This is a genomic window from Aeromonas sp. OTU364 (assembly GCF_038440395.1).
Taxonomy (GTDB): Bacteria; Pseudomonadota; Gammaproteobacteria; order Enterobacterales; family Aeromonadaceae; genus Aeromonas.
In genome coordinates, this window is the sequence record NZ_JASATR010000018.1 from 88,613 (window position 1) to 104,883 (window position 16,271).

Annotated in this window: 16 protein-coding genes; 9 read left to right on the top strand and 7 right to left on the bottom strand. The window is 63.3% G+C overall.

The window, feature by feature from the left end; all coding sequences use genetic code 11:
* Positions 1-214: 214 nt before the first annotated feature.
* Positions 215-658 (bottom strand): carboxymuconolactone decarboxylase family protein, encoded by a 444-nt coding sequence (locus tag AAHB08_RS16750; RefSeq protein ID WP_319913329.1) that lies wholly within the window; start codon positions 656-658, stop codon positions 215-217.
* A gap of 119 nt (positions 659-777) precedes the next feature.
* Here AAHB08_RS16750 and AAHB08_RS16755 point away from each other — a divergent pair, with 119 nt between their 5' ends.
* The gene (locus AAHB08_RS16755) at positions 778-1,686 is read left to right on the top strand and encodes a LysR family transcriptional regulator (RefSeq protein WP_342059560.1); all 909 of its coding nucleotides are present in this window, start codon (positions 778-780) and stop codon (positions 1,684-1,686) included.
* Between the two features lie 103 nt (positions 1,687-1,789).
* Here the strand turns inward: AAHB08_RS16755 and AAHB08_RS16760 are convergent, their stop codons facing one another.
* The 3 genes from AAHB08_RS16760 to AAHB08_RS16770 all read right to left on the bottom strand — a co-directional run bounded on the left by AAHB08_RS16760 (position 1,790) and on the right by AAHB08_RS16770 (position 3,673).
* Complete coding sequence (locus tag AAHB08_RS16760; protein WP_202046731.1) at positions 1,790-2,119, bottom strand: DUF3634 family protein; 330 nt, start codon at positions 2,117-2,119, stop codon at positions 1,790-1,792.
* 102 nt (positions 2,120-2,221) lie between these two features.
* The gene (locus tag AAHB08_RS16765) at positions 2,222-3,190 is read right to left on the bottom strand and encodes a nucleoside hydrolase (RefSeq protein ID WP_342059561.1); all 969 of its coding nucleotides are present in this window, start codon (positions 3,188-3,190) and stop codon (positions 2,222-2,224) included.
* A 180-nt stretch (positions 3,191-3,370) separates the two neighbouring features.
* Positions 3,371-3,673 carry a DUF3861 domain-containing protein gene (locus AAHB08_RS16770; RefSeq protein WP_139436382.1) on the bottom strand — a complete coding sequence of 101 codons (303 nt, stop codon included), beginning with the start codon at positions 3,671-3,673 and terminating at the stop codon, positions 3,371-3,373.
* Positions 3,674-3,754: 81 nt separating this feature from the next.
* Here AAHB08_RS16770 and AAHB08_RS16775 point away from each other — a divergent pair, with 81 nt between their 5' ends.
* Together AAHB08_RS16775 and AAHB08_RS16780 are read left to right on the top strand one after the other, a co-directional pair.
* The gene (locus AAHB08_RS16775; RefSeq protein WP_342059562.1) at positions 3,755-4,177 is read left to right on the top strand and encodes a MarR family winged helix-turn-helix transcriptional regulator; all 423 of its coding nucleotides are present in this window, start codon (positions 3,755-3,757) and stop codon (positions 4,175-4,177) included.
* Between the two features lie 137 nt (positions 4,178-4,314).
* A complete protein-coding gene (locus AAHB08_RS16780; RefSeq protein ID WP_319913324.1) occupies positions 4,315-4,875 on the top strand; it encodes a HutD family protein in 561 nt (186 codons plus the stop codon).
* 12 nt (positions 4,876-4,887) lie between these two features.
* Here AAHB08_RS16780 and AAHB08_RS16785 read toward each other — a convergent pair whose 3' ends face one another.
* Both AAHB08_RS16785 and azu read right to left on the bottom strand, forming a co-directional pair.
* Positions 4,888-5,091 carry a hypothetical protein gene (locus tag AAHB08_RS16785; RefSeq protein WP_342059563.1) on the bottom strand — a complete coding sequence of 68 codons (204 nt, stop codon included), beginning with the start codon at positions 5,089-5,091 and terminating at the stop codon, positions 4,888-4,890.
* A gap of 202 nt (positions 5,092-5,293) precedes the next feature.
* Complete coding sequence (gene azu, locus AAHB08_RS16790; protein WP_342059564.1) at positions 5,294-5,734, bottom strand: azurin; 441 nt, start codon at positions 5,732-5,734, stop codon at positions 5,294-5,296.
* A gap of 301 nt (positions 5,735-6,035) precedes the next feature.
* On the opposite strand from azu, the gene AAHB08_RS16795 reads away from it, so the two are divergent.
* Positions 6,036-7,073 (top strand): FAD:protein FMN transferase, encoded by a 1,038-nt coding sequence (locus AAHB08_RS16795; RefSeq protein WP_342059565.1) that lies wholly within the window; start codon positions 6,036-6,038, stop codon positions 7,071-7,073.
* Between the two features lie 42 nt (positions 7,074-7,115).
* Here AAHB08_RS16795 and AAHB08_RS16800 read toward each other — a convergent pair whose 3' ends face one another.
* A complete protein-coding gene (locus AAHB08_RS16800; protein ID WP_342059566.1) occupies positions 7,116-7,541 on the bottom strand; it encodes an Hsp20/alpha crystallin family protein in 426 nt (141 codons plus the stop codon).
* 257 nt (positions 7,542-7,798) lie between these two features.
* Here AAHB08_RS16800 and AAHB08_RS16805 point away from each other — a divergent pair, with 257 nt between their 5' ends.
* The 5 genes from AAHB08_RS16805 to AAHB08_RS16825 all read left to right on the top strand — a co-directional run bounded on the left by AAHB08_RS16805 (position 7,799) and on the right by AAHB08_RS16825 (position 16,012).
* Positions 7,799-9,445, top strand: coding sequence for a response regulator (locus AAHB08_RS16805; RefSeq protein WP_342059567.1), 1,647 nt, complete (start codon positions 7,799-7,801; stop codon positions 9,443-9,445).
* Positions 9,446-9,504: 59 nt separating this feature from the next.
* The gene (locus AAHB08_RS16810; RefSeq protein WP_139436368.1) at positions 9,505-10,467 is read left to right on the top strand and encodes an ion channel; all 963 of its coding nucleotides are present in this window, start codon (positions 9,505-9,507) and stop codon (positions 10,465-10,467) included.
* A 138-nt stretch (positions 10,468-10,605) separates the two neighbouring features.
* Positions 10,606-11,412: an exodeoxyribonuclease III gene (gene xthA / locus AAHB08_RS16815; RefSeq protein WP_139436366.1), complete on the top strand. Its 807-nt coding sequence runs from the start codon at positions 10,606-10,608 to the stop codon at positions 11,410-11,412.
* 271 nt (positions 11,413-11,683) lie between these two features.
* Positions 11,684-12,883 (top strand): efflux RND transporter periplasmic adaptor subunit, encoded by a 1,200-nt coding sequence (locus AAHB08_RS16820; protein ID WP_342059568.1) that lies wholly within the window; start codon positions 11,684-11,686, stop codon positions 12,881-12,883.
* Between the two features lie 9 nt (positions 12,884-12,892).
* The gene (locus tag AAHB08_RS16825; protein WP_342059569.1) at positions 12,893-16,012 is read left to right on the top strand and encodes an efflux RND transporter permease subunit; all 3,120 of its coding nucleotides are present in this window, start codon (positions 12,893-12,895) and stop codon (positions 16,010-16,012) included.
* Positions 16,013-16,271: the final 259 nt, after the last annotated feature.

The window sequence follows — 16,271 nt, forward strand, 5'->3', positions numbered from 1 at the left end:
CAACCCCCTCCAGATGCACAAGCGCCCTCTCCCTTCCTTGATCTGGATGCGTATATTCCGAGGTGGAATAAAAAAATAATTAATCAAACGAATGTATGATTAACTTCCCGGGACCGAAAGAAGTGCAGAAGGGGCTGCCCTGTCTGGGGCCCGCCATGAAAAACGGGCCTCATGTAAGGCCCGTTGAAGACGACACCCCACCTCGGGGTCTCCCTCAGGGGTGTTTATGCTCCATTCGGGTCGCCACAGCGATGCGGTTCCAGGCATTGATGGTGACCACCTGCATCAGGCACTGGGCCAGCAGGGTTTCCCCCAGCAGGGCCAGGGCCTGTTGGTAGGTCTCCTCGGTGAGCCCTCGCTCGCCGATCAGGGTTACCTCGTCGGTCAGGGCCAGCACGGCCCGCTCCCGCTCATCGAACAGCGGGGATTCGCGCCAGGCGGACAGCGCCAGCAAGCGCTGGGGGCTGTCGCCGTGATTCATCGCCACCTCGGCGTGCATCTCGATGCAGTAGGCGCAGCCGTTGAGCATGGAGGCCCGCAGCTTGATGAGCTCCTTGAGCGACAGGGGAATGTCGGTGCCGCCGAGATAGGTTTCCAGCCCCCGCATGGCCTGGATGGCGGCGGGGATCTGGCTGGCGAGCTGGATACGGTGAGACATGGCAAGACTCCTTGGATGAGCGCCCCCATGGGCGATGAGCACATTGTTCACGCTTTCATCCATGGATAGAATACCACCACAACCTGCAACAGTTTTGCATTTACTGCAAAGGTATACCCATGCTGGATCGCGTCCGTATCCTGGCTCAGGTGGTGGAGTCGGGCAGTTTCTCCCGGGCCGCCCGCGCCCTCAACCTGGCCCCCTCCTCGGTGACCCGCACCATAGATGCGCTGGAGCAACAGCTGGGGATCCCCCTGTTCAAGCGCAGCACCCGCCAGCTGGTGCTGACCGAGCAGGGGGAGTACTTCCTGGCCCGCTCGGTGCGCCTGCTGGAGGAGGCGGATCAGCTGGTGCAATCCCTGCAGCCCCTGCCGGTGGCGCCAGAGGGCCCGCTTCGGGTCTCGGTGTTCGAGAGCTTCGGCACCACCTGGCTGGCGCCGCGCCTGCCGGCCTTCCTGGCCCGCTACCCCGGGGTGCGGCTCGAGATCGAGCTCGACAACCGGCTGGTGGATCTCGACGCCGAAAACGTGGACCTGGCGGTGCGCATCGGACGCCCCGTGGACAGCGGCCTCCATAGCCGCCATCTGCTCACCAACCGGACCCTGCTGGTCGCCTCCCCCGCCTATCTGGCCCGCCACGGCGAGCCCGCCCATCCCGATGAGCTGGCGCACCACAACTGCCTCATCCGCGGCCATGGCCGTCAGCGCCAGCACTGGTATTTCCGGCAAGGGGCGCAGCGGCACAGGGTCGCGGTGCGGGGCAACCTCGCCTCGGTCGGCGGCACGCCGCTGCTGTGCGCGGCCGAGGCGGGCGCCGGCATACTGCTGCTGTCGAGCTGGATGGTGCAGCAGGGGCTGGACAGCGGCACCCTGCTGCCACTGCTGCCCGAGTGGCAGGCCTCCCCGTACGAGGATCGTCATGACGAGATCCATGCGGTGTTTAGGGGCGGCCGCTTCTTGAAGCCCCAGACCCGCGCCTTCATCGACTTTCTGATCGAGGTGATGACGCCCTTGCAAGGGCCGCGCTGATGGCTGCGTCCTGGCCATGGCTTATGGGAAAAGCAGACGCCGGGCAGAGTGCCCGGCGTCCGGTGTGAACAACACGTTCAGCGCAAGAGTTCAGCCCGCGGGTTCAGCGAGCATTGCGCCCATCCGGGGGTGAGGTGACACCGCGATAATCCCCGTAAGGGAAGACGCTGCGCAGGCGCTGGGCCACGGGCTCCGGGATGGAGCGGGAGAAGACCAGCCTGACCCCGTTGTCGTCGCGCTGACCCAGGATGCGGCCCCGCACCGGATCCTGCTGCAGGATCTGCTTGGCCTGGGCCAGGAAGCGCGGCGGCACCGAGCCTCGCTTCACCTGCACCTTGCCAGGGGCAAGCCGGATCTCGAACAGGGCACCACGCCCCAGCTTCATCAGCCACCAGATGAGGGCTATCGCCACCAACAAAGACAACCAGGCCATCCGCTTGCTCCTTGAATACCTCAGTTTTCGTCAGTATAGGCCAGCGTCGGCTGGCAATTATTTGGTGAGCCTCACGCTTTGTCCATCACGCTGGCGAGCGTCTCAGCAATCCTTCCCCCAGGCCACCAGCGTCTCACGATAGAGCGCCAGCAGGGCCTGATCCCGCACCGCCACCCCGACCCGCTGGGCCGGATAGCCCGCCCACTCATCGTGGGGGTGGGACTTGCCGTCGAACTTCTGCAGGGTGTGGCCGATGGCGGGGCCATGGTCGATGACCCGCACCGGTCCCTCCCGCAGGGTGAACAGCTCGGGATCGATCACGTAGGCGATGGCGGACGGATCGTGCACGTGGCAGCCATTGAGGCCGATGCGCTCGGAATAGAAGCGCAGGTAGAAGCGGCTCACCGCCCACAGGAAGCGGCCGGGCTCACCAGCGTCGTCCCGCAGGGCATCCAGGTAGGCACTGCTGAAGAAGCTCTGCTGGGTCACGTCCAGCCCGATGATCACCACGGGCCAGGGGGCGGTAAACACCCGGTCGGCCGCCTCGGGATCGTCGTGAATATTGGCCTCGGCATAGGGGGTCACGTTGCCGCGATGGCCGTTGACGCCAAAGGCGCCCCCCATCACCACCACCTGCTTCACCAGCGAGGTGATCTCGGGGGCGGCCTCGAGCGCCAGCGCCAGGTTGGTCAGCGGCCCGATGGTCACCAGGGTGATCTCGCCGGGGTTGGCCTTCACCGTCTCGACTATGTATTGCCAGGCCGGGCGGGGATCCGGGGTCAGGGTCACCTCCCCCGCCTCCACATCCCCCAGCCCGCTCGGGCCGTGCACTACCGTGGTCGGCCCCACGGGCTCGCGCAGCAGCGGCGCGGCGGCGCCCTGGGCTACCTCTGCCTTCATGCCGTATTTCTGCTTGAGCCAGAGGGCGTTGCGGGTCCCGTTCTCTATGGTGGCATTGCCAAACACAGTGGTGATGGCGAGCAAGTCGATGGCGGGGTGGGCCTCGGCAAAGAGTATTGCCATGGCGTCGTCGATACCGGGATCGGTATCCAGAATGATCTTGTGGGTCATGGGGCCTCCATATGGCAGAAGTGCCAGTGTAGCGACCCCGGGCCCGATTAACAGCGTCAGGATCACAGCCTGGGGTTTCATCTGCCTCAAGCATGCTGGCGTCATGACAAAAACCGGGCTGCGCCATGGCGGGCACGAGCCCTTGCCTTGCCTTGCCTTGCCTTCCGGATCAGGCTGACATCACTGCCGGGACGGCTCTACCTCGGCCTCCTGACCCCTGGCCGTGCGTTTCAGCTGCCCCATGAACTGCTTGAAATGGGGGAGAAACTCCTTGAACAGCTCCTCTTTGCGATGCTGCATCATCACTTCGCCGAACAGCTTCAACCCGACGATAAACGCCTGATGTTCCTGCTCCGACATGGGCAGCTTCCCCTTGCTGAGCGCCAGGATGGCAAATATGTCGTCGTGATTCTGGCAATCGAACTGCAACGGGGGCACCTCGCGGTCCAGCGCCTGGACCTGTACACGATACGGGTGTGGCATCTTTCATCTCCTCTCGGGCTGGGCTTTTGCCCACATGGTTGATAAAATCAATTACACCAATTTAAGTTGACTTTATCAACCATGAACCTGTCAAACCGTCTCTTCCGGATCCTCGATCACTACAGAATCGCCCTGGCGCAGCATTTTCGGGCACAGCAGATCGCCCTTAGCCCCCTCCATTACAAGGTGCTGCAACTGATCCACGCACAGGATCCGGCCACACCACAGCTCATCGCACAGCTGACGGGCCGCGACAAGGCGCAGGTGACACGCCTGCTACAGGAGATGGAGAAACAGGGGATGATAGAGAAACGGCCCCATCCGACGGATAAACGCAGCATCTGTCTGGCCTTGACCCCGCTGGCCTGCGAGCGCGTCAACCAGGGGGAGCAGCTGGCCGCATTGCTCGACGAGCGGTTGTGCTCCCTGCTGGAACCGGCAGAGGTAGAGCAGTTGCAGCAACTGCTGGGCAAGATAGAAAAAGGGCTTGGATCAACCGATTAGATCCAACACCTGCATCAAGGGCTCCATTGCCTGATTTGTGGCCAACCAGCACGGCCCCCGCTGACGCCGCCTTGTGAGCCGCTCCCGGAGATGGTATCACTGGCCCCTCTCTCCCCACTCCTCGCCGAGGCACCAACGTGATCACCCTGATTAAAGAGTCTGACCAGCTGAAGATGCCCTGGAAAAACAGGCAGGGCACCACGGCCCAGATCCTTGTCTCCCCCCCGGGCTCGAGCCTGGAGAAGCTCGACTTTGACTACCGGCTTAGCTCGGCCCCCATCAAGGCGGCGGGCCCCTTCTCCAAATTTCCCGGCTATCAGCGCATCCTGCTGCCCGTCAGCGGCGCCGGTTTCGTGCTCAACGGCCACCCCTATGCCACCTTCGAGGCGGCCCATTTCAGCGGGGATGACGAGACCCACTGCGAGCTGCTGAAAAAGGAAGTGACGGATCTGGGGCTCATCTACGACCCGGCGCGCATCGGCGCCAACGTGCGGGTGCTCAATGTGCCCTTCCCCCTGACCCTCACCCTGGAGGCGGACAAGACCTACCTCTGCCACCTGCTGAGTGGCCAGCTGACGGTGGCAGGCCAGGCCGTGGCCATCAACGAGACCCTGGTGGTGCAGGGGGAGGAGAGCATCCACTTCGAGTGCGGCAAGAAGACCACCCTCGCCTTCTTTACCCTGCAGCCCATCGGCTGATCCGGCATACCGTCAGCGTCTGGGGGCACGTCCCCCGCTGTCGAGGCAGGCCTGCATGGAGTCGTAGGGGGTGTAGTGCTTGGTGCGACTGTAGTAGGTGCCGCCCTGGGGGTGGCAGATGCCGCTCCTGCTCTTCTTGACCGGGGGCTCCGCTGCCAGCGCCAGGGCGCATAGCAGCAGCAGGCAACCGCTGATCACCCATTTCATGGCTTTCATGACGACCTTGGTTCCTCTTGGGCAGGCCCATCAGGCCCGAAAGGCGCCCATTTTACCCTTTCACTCCCCTGCTCACCCGGCGCCGGATCATAAAACGGCGCGCGATACCGCCCGCACGGGCACCCAACTGATGCCGCAATCACGGCAAGCGGGCACAAAAAAGCCGGGATATCCCGGCTTTTTCCTGTCAGGCCAGCGCGGCTCAACCGACCTTGAAGGCCCCCTTCATCATGGCGAAGTGGCCGGGGAAGGAGCAGAAGAAGGTGAGATCCTTGCCCGCCAGCCCGTCGGTCTTGAAGGTGACGCTGGTGCTCTCGCCGCCCCCCACCAGCTTGGTGTGCGCCAGGATACGGGCGTCGTCCTTGGGCAGGTAGTCGTGATCGACGCCTGCGCTCATGCCCGCGGTGGCGATGGCCTGATAGTCGGCGGTGTTGGCCAGCACCCAGTTGTGACCCATGTTGGCCACCGGCAGCTTGCCCGTGTGATTGAGGGTGACAGTCACCTCCTTGCAGGTAGCCGGCACGCTCATCTCCTTCTGATTGAACTGCATGGCGTCATTGCCTTCGATGACCAGGGCGCACTCATCGGCCAGCGCCGGGGCAGCCAGGGAACTCAGAAGCAGCAGGGTTAACACCTTTTTCATCATCTTCTCCTTTGATTGGCGAGGAATGGCAACACCCTTGTCTGGCGAATCGCACGTCGACACGCAAAGATGCTGTCATGATCGATCTTCATTGTACCCAAATGTTACCGAAGGGCTGCCGCTTTTGCTCAAAGCTGCGGACCAGGTCACTTCCCGAGTCCATTGAACTGTGGAACAGATCGGCCGGCTTCACCCCAGCGCGGCTTAATTATTTTCACCCGGACCCGGCCCCCGGGGCTCGTCAATGGCGGCGCCCTTGGCTAAGCTGCTCCCCCGTCGATGACTCCCGCGAGAATGCAAGATGAAGCCCCTCTCCCTGGCCCCCCGCGGCCTGCTGCTCTCCCTGATGCTGCTGTTGACCGCCTGTCAGCCGGCGCCGACCCAGACCCGCATTCAGGGCAACACCATGGGCACCTACTATGCGGTAACCCTGAGCGACCCCTTCCCCGGCGGCCAGGCCGCGCTGCAGGGGGAGGTCGATGCCCTGCTGGCGCGCATCAACCAGGAGATCTCCACCTATGATCCTGGCTCCCTCATCTCCCGCTTCAACCAGGATGCGGGCAAGGCCCCCATGCCCATACCGGCCAGCATGGCCAGGATTGTGCAGCAGGGCATGGATGCGGGGCGCCTCACCCAGGGCAAGCTGGACGTCACCGTGGGCCCCCTGGTCAACTTGTGGGGCTTCGGGCCGGACAAGCGCCCGGTCAAGCGGCCCACCGCAGAGCAGATCGCCAGGGCGCGGGAGCGGGTCGGCATCGACAAGCTCAGCCTGACGCCGCAAGGGGACCATTTCCTGCTTGGCAAGGCCATCCCCGACCTCTATCTGGATCTCTCCACCCTGGGGGAAGGGGCGGCGTCCGATGACATCGCCGCGCTGCTGGAGCGCAAGGGGGTGCACAACTACCTCGTCGAGGTGGCGGGCGCCGTGCGCAGCAAGGGGCACAACGACAAGGGCAACCCCTGGCGGGTGGCCATCGTCGAGCCCTCGGACAGGCCGGGCGCCATCGAGGATGTGGTCACCCCGAACGGCATGGCCCTGAGCACTGCCGGCAGCTACCGCAACTATTACGAGCTCGATGGCCGACGCTACTCCCACATCATAGATCCCGCCACCGGCGAGCCCGTCACCCACAAGCTGGTCTCCGCCAGCGTCATCACCCCCACCGCGCTCGAGGCCGACGCCCTCGACACCGCCCTCATGGTGATGGGGCCCGAGCAGGCGATGGCCTTTGCCACCGAGCACAAGCTGGCGGTCTATCTCATCGAGAAGACGGCCACGGGCTTTGCGGCGCGCCACACCCCTGAGTTTGCCCCCTACCTGGTGCGCAGCCAGCCATGAACGACGAGGCCCCGCAATGCGGGGCCTTTTCATGACGGCGCGCTATTCGATGGGGATGCGATGGGGCGCCGGGGTGACCGCCTGCTTGGGCAGTTGCAACGTGAGGATGCCGTTCTCGAAGCGGGCGCTGACCTTATCCGGCGCCACCTCCACCGGCAGCTCGACGGTGCGCGACACGCTGCCATAGTAGCGTTCGCTGCGCAGGGATCTCTCCTCCTTGCTCTGGCTGTCGTGCTGGCGGATCTCCGCCTTCAGGGTCACCAGCTTGCCGTGCACGTCCACGTGGATGTCCTCCTTGGCCACCCCGGGCAGCTCGGCCTGCAGCAGGTAACCGCCGTCGCTCTCCCTCAGATCCAGCGTGATCCGGCTGGGCAGGGGATCCCCGTGCAGGGGCCGGATGTAGAAGCCGGAGGCCATGTCGTGGAACAGGTCATCAAACAGGCTGGTGCGGCTCGGTAGCAAACTCATTTGATTCCTCCTTGTGGTGCGGGTGATGTCTGCAGATCGCCGGGATCTGCCTCCCTTCAAGTCTAAAAACCGGGTCGAACCGCGCCACTGCCATCTCGCGTCCGGTTGACGAAGATCAAGGGCGCACCATGATTTTTTTGCGGACTGCCTCTTGCCCTGGCGGGAAAAACGGGGCCCCTTCCCATGTTCAATTGCCTGTCTGCGGACTTTGGTGGCACACTTCTCCCACCAGCCCGCAGCGCCTCGATGCAAGACAGATGCAGACACCGGATCCCGCACCAGAGAAGAAAGCCCAGCCCAAACCCAGGCGCATCCTGCTGGTCAACGAGCAGCGTTCCTTTCAGATGATGATGAAGGCGATGCTGATCAACATCGGCATCAACCGCATCACCTACATCAATTCTGCCGACGAGGCGCGCCGCCGCTGCCAGAAGGAGAGCTTCGACATCTATCTGCTGGACTACGAGCTGGGAGCGGGCGAGAACGGTCGCCAGTTGCTGGAGAGCCTGCGGGACCAGCAGCTGATCCCGCCCCAGAGCGTGGTGATCATGGTCAGCAGCGACAGCTCCCGCGCCATGGTGCTGAGCGCGCTCGAGGCCGAGCCCGACGAATACCTGATGAAGCCCTTCTCCCAGGAGCAGTTCTCGTTTCGCTTGAAGCGCGCCCTCGCCCGTCGCCAGTCCCTGGAGAGCGTCTTCATCGCCCTCACCCAGAACGATATGCCGGCGCTGATCGAGGCTTGTGCCAGACAGGCCGATGCGGTGCCGCGCTTTGCCAACTTCTGCCGCTGCCTGCAGGCCGACACCCAGCTTAAGCTCGGCCAGGCCAAGGAGGCGCGCAGCCTGATGCGCCAGCTGCTGGCCGCCCAGGAGAACAGCTGGGCCAGATTGACCCTGGGCAAGGCCTGCTACCGTCTGGCACTCTTTGACGAGGCGGTGAGCCACCTGCAGGCGACGCTCAAGAACACCCCCCTGATGGTGGAGGCCCACCTCTGGCTGGCGGAGTCCCTGCTATCCCTTGGCAAGGAGGAGCTGGCCCAGCAGGAGCTGCGCCGGGCGGTGGACATCTCCCCCCAGTCGGTGCAGCTCTCCCGCCGGCTGGCAGAGGTGTGCCTGCAGCGCCACGACTACGGCCAGGCCAAGGATGTGCTGCTCGCCCTCATCGACCTGTCGCGCAACTCCATCCACCGCACCCCCCACTACCTGGGGGCCTACATCCAGACCCTGACCCTCTACGCCCTCAACAGCAACGACGGCTATCACATCGCCAACCTGCAAAAGCAGGTGAACTCGGCCCTGTCGCGCATTCGGGATTCCCTGATGATGTCGGAGTTCAACTACCCGGTGTTCGAGCAGATCTGTCAGGCCAGGGTGCGCATCGCCCTGGGGGAGCTGCTCAAGGGCAAGAAGATGCTCTATCGCGCCAACCAGAACTGGCTCGACAAGCCCGAGACCATGCCCCCCGCCCTGCTCGGCGAGACCATACTCGCCCTCTACCAGCTCGGGGAGTTCGAGTACGCCGAGAGCCTGCAATCCCTGCTGGCGGAGGATGAAGACCGGCTGCTCACCACCTGCATCCAGGTGACCCGCGACGACAAGACGGTGCTGGAGCGCCGTCAGCGCTACCAGCAGCTCAACGATCTCGGCATCAAGGCCTACCAGAGCGGGGAGCTGGAGCAGGCCCTCGGCCATTTCCGCGAGGCCCTACGCCGGGCTCCCGCCAATACCGGCGCCGCCCTCAACAAGATCCAGGTGCTGCTGCAACTGATGCAGAAGAACCGCAAGAGCCCGGAATTCGGCGCCGAGTGCAAGGAGACCCTGGAGGTGCTGGAGGGCATCCCCCTGAATCCCGCCCAGCAGGATCGCTTTCGCAAGCTGCGCCAGGAATTTAACCAGCTAGCCTAGCCAGCGGCACCTCTCCCTCACCTATGCTGATACAGACTCAGACAAGGAGGGGCGACAGCATGGGGATGTGCCGATACCTGGTGGCTGATGGCCGCCACTGCAGCGAAGAGGCGGGGGATCACGACCTGTGCCACTGGCACGACCCCCATGCCTCCCACTCGTCACCGGACACGGCCGCGGCGCTGGAGCGCTATGTGCGCCAGGGGGGCCTGTGCCACGGGTTGCAACTGGCCCGCGCCGATCTCGCCGGTCTCAACCTGGTGAACAGAGAGGGGCCACAGGGATTCCTGCTGGAGCAGTGCAACCTCTATCGCGCCAACCTGAGAGGCGCCCACCTCTATGGCATTCGCATCAAGGGCGGCAGCCTGATGAAGGCCGACCTCAGCGAGGCCAACCTGCACTGCGCCGAGCTGCACGACGTCAACCTGCTCGGCATCCGCTGGAAGAACACCCGGCTCGACAACCTGGACACCGGCAGGCGCCTGATGCAGGACAGGAAGGGGCGACGCGAGCGGGACCCGGTGCAGGCCCGCGTCTGGTTCAAGGAGGCGGAGGAGACCTATCGGGATCTGCGCAAGGCCTCGGAGGCCCAGGGGATCTTCACCATGTCAGGCCGCTACATCCAGCAGGAGCTCACCATGCGCCGCCTGCAGATGCCGTTCTGGTCCTATCACCGCTTCGCCTCCTGGATAGTGGATCTCTTCTGCGGCTACGGGGAGGCCCCCATGCGGGTGGTGCTCTTCTCCCTGCTGCTCATCTTCATCTGCAGCATCTTCTACTTCTTCTGCGGCCTCAACTTCGCGGGCAACCACCTCATCTACCGCCCGGAGGCGACCCTCGAAGAGAACGCCATCTTCCTGCTCGAATGCCTCTACTACAGCGTGGTGACCTTCACCACCCTGGGCTATGGCGACTTCACCCCGGTCGGCCTGTCGCGGATCTTCGCCGCCTTCGAGGCCTTCACCGGCAGCTTCACGCTGGCGCTGTTCGTGGTGGTGTTTGTCAAGAAGATGACCCGCTGAGCACGCTGGTGCCGCTGCGACGGCCCGGCCCGGTTCCCCTGAGCCGGGTCAGGCATAGCCACCCGGTCCCTGAACTTGCATCCAGACCGGATTCCTAGTCCAATAGCGACTAATAAAAACGACATGAGCACCCCGAACATGAAGATCATCTCTTTCAATATCAATGGCCTGCGCGCACGTCTTCATCAGTTGCAAGCCATCATCGACAAGCACCAGCCGGATGTGATCGGCCTGCAGGAGATCAAGGTGCACGACGAGGCCTTCCCGGTGGCGGACGTGGAGGCCATGGGCTACCACGTGGTGTTCCACGGCCAGAAGGGTCACTACGGGGTCGCCATCATGAGCAAGCAGGCCCCCATCGAGGTGCAGAAGGGGTTCCCCACCGATCCCGAGGATGCCCAGCGCCGCATGATCATGGCCAGCTTCAAGCGGGAAGACGGCTCTGTTATTAAGGTGATGAACGGCTACTTCCCGCAAGGGGAGAGCCAGGATCACGAGACCAAGTTCCCGGCCAAGCAGAAGTTCTACGAGGACCTGCAGCACTACCTCGAGACCCACCACAGCCCGGACGACCAGATAGCGCTGATCGGGGATATGAACATCTCCCCCACGGATCTCGACATCGGCATCGGCGAGGCGAACCGCAAGCGCTGGCTGCGGGATGGCAAGTGCTCCTTCCTGCCCATAGAGCGGGAGTGGATGGAGCGCCTCAAGGGGTTCGGCCTGACCGACACCTTCCGCGCCGCCAACCCTACCGAGTGCGAGCGCTTCTCCTGGTTCGACTACCGCTCCAGGGGCTTTGACGAGAACCGTGGCCTGCGCATCGACCTCATCATGGCGTCCGATGCCCTCAAGGACAAGGTGACCGAGACCGGCATCGACTACGAGCTGCGCGGCATCGAGAAACCCTCGGATCACGCCCCCATCTGGACCTGCTTCGCCTGATGATCGCCCGCCAGTGGGGGCATCAGGCCCTCACTGGCACTTGCTTGCTCCTTGCTGCCTACCCTTTCACCGTCCCTGTCACAGGCTGTCGCGCCCCTCCTCTCCTCCCGCCGTCAGGACCCGGGCCAACAGCTCAGGTTCAACTTTGTCACTCTATTATTAAAAAACCCTTGTATTGCAAAACGTTAAATGTGCAAACATGTCATTAACAGCCCCCATTGATATCCAATTTGCACACAACCATAGTGGCTCAACCGGCAGGAGTGTGAAGATGAAGGTTTCAGGCGCCAGGAAAGAAGCATTCAAACGCGGTTTTATGGCCCTGGCACTCGCCAGTGCGCTCACGGGTTGTGGCGACGACAAAAGCGCCCAGGCCCAGACACTGCCCCCGGTCCCCGTGGTGGTGGCCACCGTCACCCCTGCCGATGTGCCCCTCACCACCGAAGTGGTCGGCGAGACCGCCGGCTTTCGCGAGATCGATGTGCGCTCCCGGGTCGGCGGCATCCTGCTCAAGCGCACCTATGTGGAGGGCCAGCCGGTCACCGAGGGACAAGAGCTGTTCCTGATTGATCCCGCCCCCTATCAGGCGGCGCTGGAGCAGGCGCAAGGCAGCCTGGCCCAGGAGCAGGCCCGCCTCAACAAGGCCAGGGCAGACAAGGATCGCACCATTCCCCTCTATCGTCGCCAGGTGGTGAGTCGCAAGGACTATGACGACACCATAGCGAACTACGAGGCAACGCTGGCCTCCCTGCAAGCCGCCCAGGCCAAGGTGAAGGAGGCGGCGCTCAACCTCGGTTACACCAGGGTCACGGCCCCCATAGACGGCATGGCGAGCAAGAGTTCACAGTCCGAGGGCAGCCTCATCACCACCAGCGGCGACAGTGGCCTGCTCACTACCATCACCCAGTTCGATCCCCTCTATGTGAACTTCTCCTACTCGGAGCAGGATCGCCTCACCTTCGAGAACTCCCTCAAGAGCGGCAAGCTGCAAGCCCTGGACAGCACTAACTGGCGCACCCATATCCGCCTCGCAGATGGCTCCGTCTATCCCGATGCGGGCAAGATCAACTTCTCGGATAACAGGGTCGATCCCCAGACCGGCACCATTCGTGCCCGCGCCATCTTCGACAACAAGCAAGGCAAGTTGCTGCCCGGCCAGTTCGTGCGCATGACCATAGAACTCGGGGTACGCAAGAATGCCATCCTGATCCCCGAGCGCGCCATACAGCAAGCCCAGGCCGATCGCATGGTGATGGTGGTCGGTGCCGACAACAAGGTTGAGCCTCGTCTGGTCAAGCTCGGACAGAGTGTCGAGGGCGGCGTCCTGGTCGAAAGCGGCCTCAAGGCGGGAGAACGCTATGTGACCGAAGGCCTGATGAAGGCGCGTCCCGGCGCCACCGTCAAGCCCATCAGTCCGGAACAGATGAAGGCGATCAGCGCCGAGGTCATCAGTCGCAGCGGCGCTCAGTAAGGAGTTTCTATGTTTTCCAAGTTCTTCATCGAGCGCCCCATCTTCGCCAGCGTGATCTCCATCATCATAGTGCTGGCCGGGCTGGCGGCGATGCGCTCCCTCTCCATCGAGCAGTATCCCCAGATCACCCCACCCGTGGTCTCGGTCACCACCTACTACCCGGGGGCGACCCCGGAAGTGATCGCCAAAACGGTCGCCGCGCCTCTGGAGCAGCAGATCAACGGGGTGGAGGACATGATCTACATGCAGTCCTCCTCCGCCTCCAATGGCCAGATGAACCTCAACGTCTACTTCAAGATAGGGACGGACCCGGATCAGGCCACCATCAACGTCAACAACCGGGTCTCCGCCGCCATGGCGCAGATGCCCGATGACGTCAAACAACAGGGGCTCACGGTACGCAAGAAGTCGACCTCCATCCTCCAGGTCGTCACCCTGGCCTCGCCCAATGGAACCTTCGATACCACCTACCTCTCCAACTACGCTCTGCTCAACATCATCGATGAGCTCAAGCGCATCCCAGGGGTCGGCGACATCACCTTGTTCGGTGGCACCGACTATGCCATGCGTATCTGGCTGCGGCCGGACCGGCTGGCTCAGCTCGAGCTCACCCCGAGCGACGTGATAGGCGCCATCCGCGAGCAGAACACCCAGTTCGCGGCCGGCAAGATAGGCGCCCAGCCCACCACGGCGCCCATCGACTTCACCTACACGGTGCAGACCAAGGGCCGGCTCGAGGACGTGACCGAGTTCCAGAACATCATCGTCCGCTCCATGCCGGATGGCTCCAAGATCCGTCTGCGGGATGTGGCCAGGGTCGAACTCGGCGGCAAGGACTACGATGTGACCGCCAGCCTCAATGGCAAGCCGGCGGTGGGGATCTTCACCTACCTGCAGCCGGGGGCCAATGCCGTCGCTGTGGCCAACCAGGTCCATGAGACCATGGAGCGCCTCAAGGCCCGCTTCCCCCAGGATGTGGATTACCGCATCCCTTACGACACCACAGAGTTCGTGAAGATCTCCATCGAGGAGGTGGTGCACACCCTATTCGAGGCGATCGTGCTGGTGTTTATCGTGGTCTATCTGTTCCTGCAGAACCTGCGTGCCACCCTGATCCCCTGTATTGCTGTGCCGGTGTCGCTCATCGGCACCTTCGCCGGCATGCTGGTACTGGGCTTCTCCATCAACCTGCTGACCCTGTTCGGCATGGTGCTCGCCATCGGGATAGTGGTGGATGACGCCATAGTGGTGCTGGAGAACGTCGAGCGGATCATGCGCGAGAAGAAGTGCTCCCCCAAGGAGGCGGCCATTCTCGCCATGCAGGAAGTCTCAGGCCCTGTGGTGGCCATAGTGCTGGTGCTCTGCGCCGTCTTCCTGCCGGTCGCTTTCATGGGCGGCATGACCGGGGTGATGTACAAGCAGTTCGCCATCACCATCGCCGTCTCGGTCGCCATCTCGGGTCTGATAGCCCTGACCCTGTCGCCGGCCCTGTGCGCCATCTTGCTCAAAGAGGGCCATCATGAACCCGCCCGCTTCTTCGTCTGGTTCAACCGGATGTTCGACAGCCTCACCGCCCGCTACGTACGCGGGGTGGCCTTCCTCAACCGCCGGGTCGGGGTGGCGTTCACCATCATCGCGGTGATCCTGGTCTCCATCTACGGCCTGCTGATGAAGGTGCCGGGGGAGCTGGTGCCCAACGAAGATCAGGGTTACCTGCTCTCCGCCGTCATGCTGCCGGATGCCGCCTCCCTGACTCGCACCCAGGCGGTGGCCAATCAGTACGACCAGATCGCCATGGCCAACCCTCATGTGCAGGACGTGGTGACCTTCTCCGGCTTTGACATTTTGTCGAGCTCCATCGTCAGCAACCGGGGGGTGAGCTTCCTCCCCCTGAAGTCCTGGGGCGAGCGCGAGGGTGAGGGTCAGGACTCCTTCTCCCTGGCCAAGACACTGCAGGGGCTCAGCGCCATGGGACAGTCCGATGGTTTCGTCGCCTCCTTCAACCCGCCCCCGATCCAGGGCATGTCCACCACTGGCGGACTGGAGGCCTATCTGCAGAACCGCGGCAGCGGCGATGCGAAATCCTTCGCCGCCGAGGTCGACAGCCTGCTGGAGGCGGCTAAGCAACGCCCCGAACTGGCCAGCGTCACCAGCACCTATCGCGCCAATGTGCCCCAGGTCTTCCTGGATCTCGACCGCGAGAAGGCCAAGGCGCTGGGGCTGCCCATCAACGCCGTGTTCGACACCATGCAGGCCACCTTCGGCCAGGTCTATGTCAACGACTTCAACCAGTTCGGCCGCACCTACCGGGTGCAGTTGCAGTCCGAGGCGGACTACCGCGCCAGGAAGAGCGACATTCGCAACGTCTATGTGCGCTCCAACAAGGGGGATATGATCCCCCTCAGCAGCCTGGTGACGGTGCGTGACACCACGGGTCCCGAGCTGGTGGAGCGTTTCAATATCTTCCAGGCGGCCAAGATCATGGCCCAACCCGCACCGGGCTACAGCTCGGGCCAGGCCATAACCGCACTGGAGGAGGTTGCCAACGACACCCTGGGCAATGAGGCCACCCTGGCCTGGACCGGCTCCGCCTATCAGGAGAAAGAGGCCGCAGGCAGCGCCGGCACCGCGTTCGGTTTCGGCATCCTGATGGTGTTCCTCATCCTGGCGGCCCAGTATGAGCGCTGGACACTGCCGTTTGCGGTGATCACCGCCGTGCCCTTCGCCCTGTTCGGCGCTCTGCTCGCCACCTGGACTGTGGGGCTGACCAACAACGTCTACTTCCAGATAGGGCTGGTGACGCTCGTCGGCCTTGCCGCCAAGAACGCCATCCTCATAGTGGAGTTCGCCGTGATGAAGCACGAGGAGGGAATGAGCCTCCTCGAGTCGGCATTGGAGGCGGCGCGGCTGCGTTTTCGTCCCATCGCCATGACGTCGCTCGCCTTCATCCTCGGCTGTGTGCCGCTGGTGACCTCGAGCGGCGCCGGTGCCGCCAGCCGCCATGCCCTCGGCTGGCCTGTGATAGGCGGCATGCTGGCGGCGACCTTTATCGCCATCTTCTTCATCCCGCTCTTCTTCCGCCTCATCATGAAGCGATCGGAGTCGCGAGCCCAGCCCCCCAAACCCTGAGCCTGAGCCCCCGCCATGCGGGGGCTTCTTCGTCTGCCAATCCGGTATTTCTTAATCCATATCAACTCTTTGGCAGATGGTACAGGCCGAACCTTGACCTTCTCCTGTAGGTAAGGTTTACATTCATCCCATACGTCACAGGAAAGATGCACCATGTTGTCATCGAGATTGCCCACAGAACTCATCGCCCGGCTATTGCTGGCGTTGTTGCTCGTCTGCAATCTCACCCTCTGCATCAGCTGGCATGGCGCGGCGGGGG

Excerpts from the sequence above, each read along its gene's own strand:
- AAHB08_RS16750 (WP_319913329.1), bottom strand. The coding sequence starts at position 658 with ATGTCTCACCGTATCCAGCTCGCCAGCCAGATCCCCGCCGCCATCCAG.
- AAHB08_RS16755 (WP_342059560.1), top strand. The coding sequence starts at position 778 with ATGCTGGATCGCGTCCGTATCCTGGCTCAGGTGGTGGAGTCGGGCAGT.
- AAHB08_RS16760 (WP_202046731.1), bottom strand. The coding sequence starts at position 2,119 with ATGGCCTGGTTGTCTTTGTTGGTGGCGATAGCCCTCATCTGGTGGCTG.
- AAHB08_RS16765 (WP_342059561.1), bottom strand. The coding sequence starts at position 3,190 with ATGACCCACAAGATCATTCTGGATACCGATCCCGGTATCGACGACGCC.
- AAHB08_RS16770 (WP_139436382.1), bottom strand. The coding sequence starts at position 3,673 with ATGCCACACCCGTATCGTGTACAGGTCCAGGCGCTGGACCGCGAGGTG.
- AAHB08_RS16775 (WP_342059562.1), top strand. The coding sequence starts at position 3,755 with ATGAACCTGTCAAACCGTCTCTTCCGGATCCTCGATCACTACAGAATC.
- AAHB08_RS16785 (WP_342059563.1), bottom strand. The coding sequence starts at position 5,091 with ATGAAAGCCATGAAATGGGTGATCAGCGGTTGCCTGCTGCTGCTATGC.
- azu (WP_342059564.1), bottom strand. The coding sequence starts at position 5,734 with ATGAAAAAGGTGTTAACCCTGCTGCTTCTGAGTTCCCTGGCTGCCCCG.
- AAHB08_RS16795 (WP_342059565.1), top strand. The coding sequence starts at position 6,036 with ATGAAGCCCCTCTCCCTGGCCCCCCGCGGCCTGCTGCTCTCCCTGATG.
- AAHB08_RS16800 (WP_342059566.1), bottom strand. The coding sequence starts at position 7,541 with ATGAGTTTGCTACCGAGCCGCACCAGCCTGTTTGATGACCTGTTCCAC.
- AAHB08_RS16805 (WP_342059567.1), top strand. The coding sequence starts at position 7,799 with ATGCAGACACCGGATCCCGCACCAGAGAAGAAAGCCCAGCCCAAACCC.
- AAHB08_RS16810 (WP_139436368.1), top strand. The coding sequence starts at position 9,505 with ATGGGGATGTGCCGATACCTGGTGGCTGATGGCCGCCACTGCAGCGAA.
- xthA (WP_139436366.1), top strand. The coding sequence starts at position 10,606 with ATGAAGATCATCTCTTTCAATATCAATGGCCTGCGCGCACGTCTTCAT.
- AAHB08_RS16820 (WP_342059568.1), top strand. The coding sequence starts at position 11,684 with ATGAAGGTTTCAGGCGCCAGGAAAGAAGCATTCAAACGCGGTTTTATG.
- AAHB08_RS16825 (WP_342059569.1), top strand. The coding sequence starts at position 12,893 with ATGTTTTCCAAGTTCTTCATCGAGCGCCCCATCTTCGCCAGCGTGATC.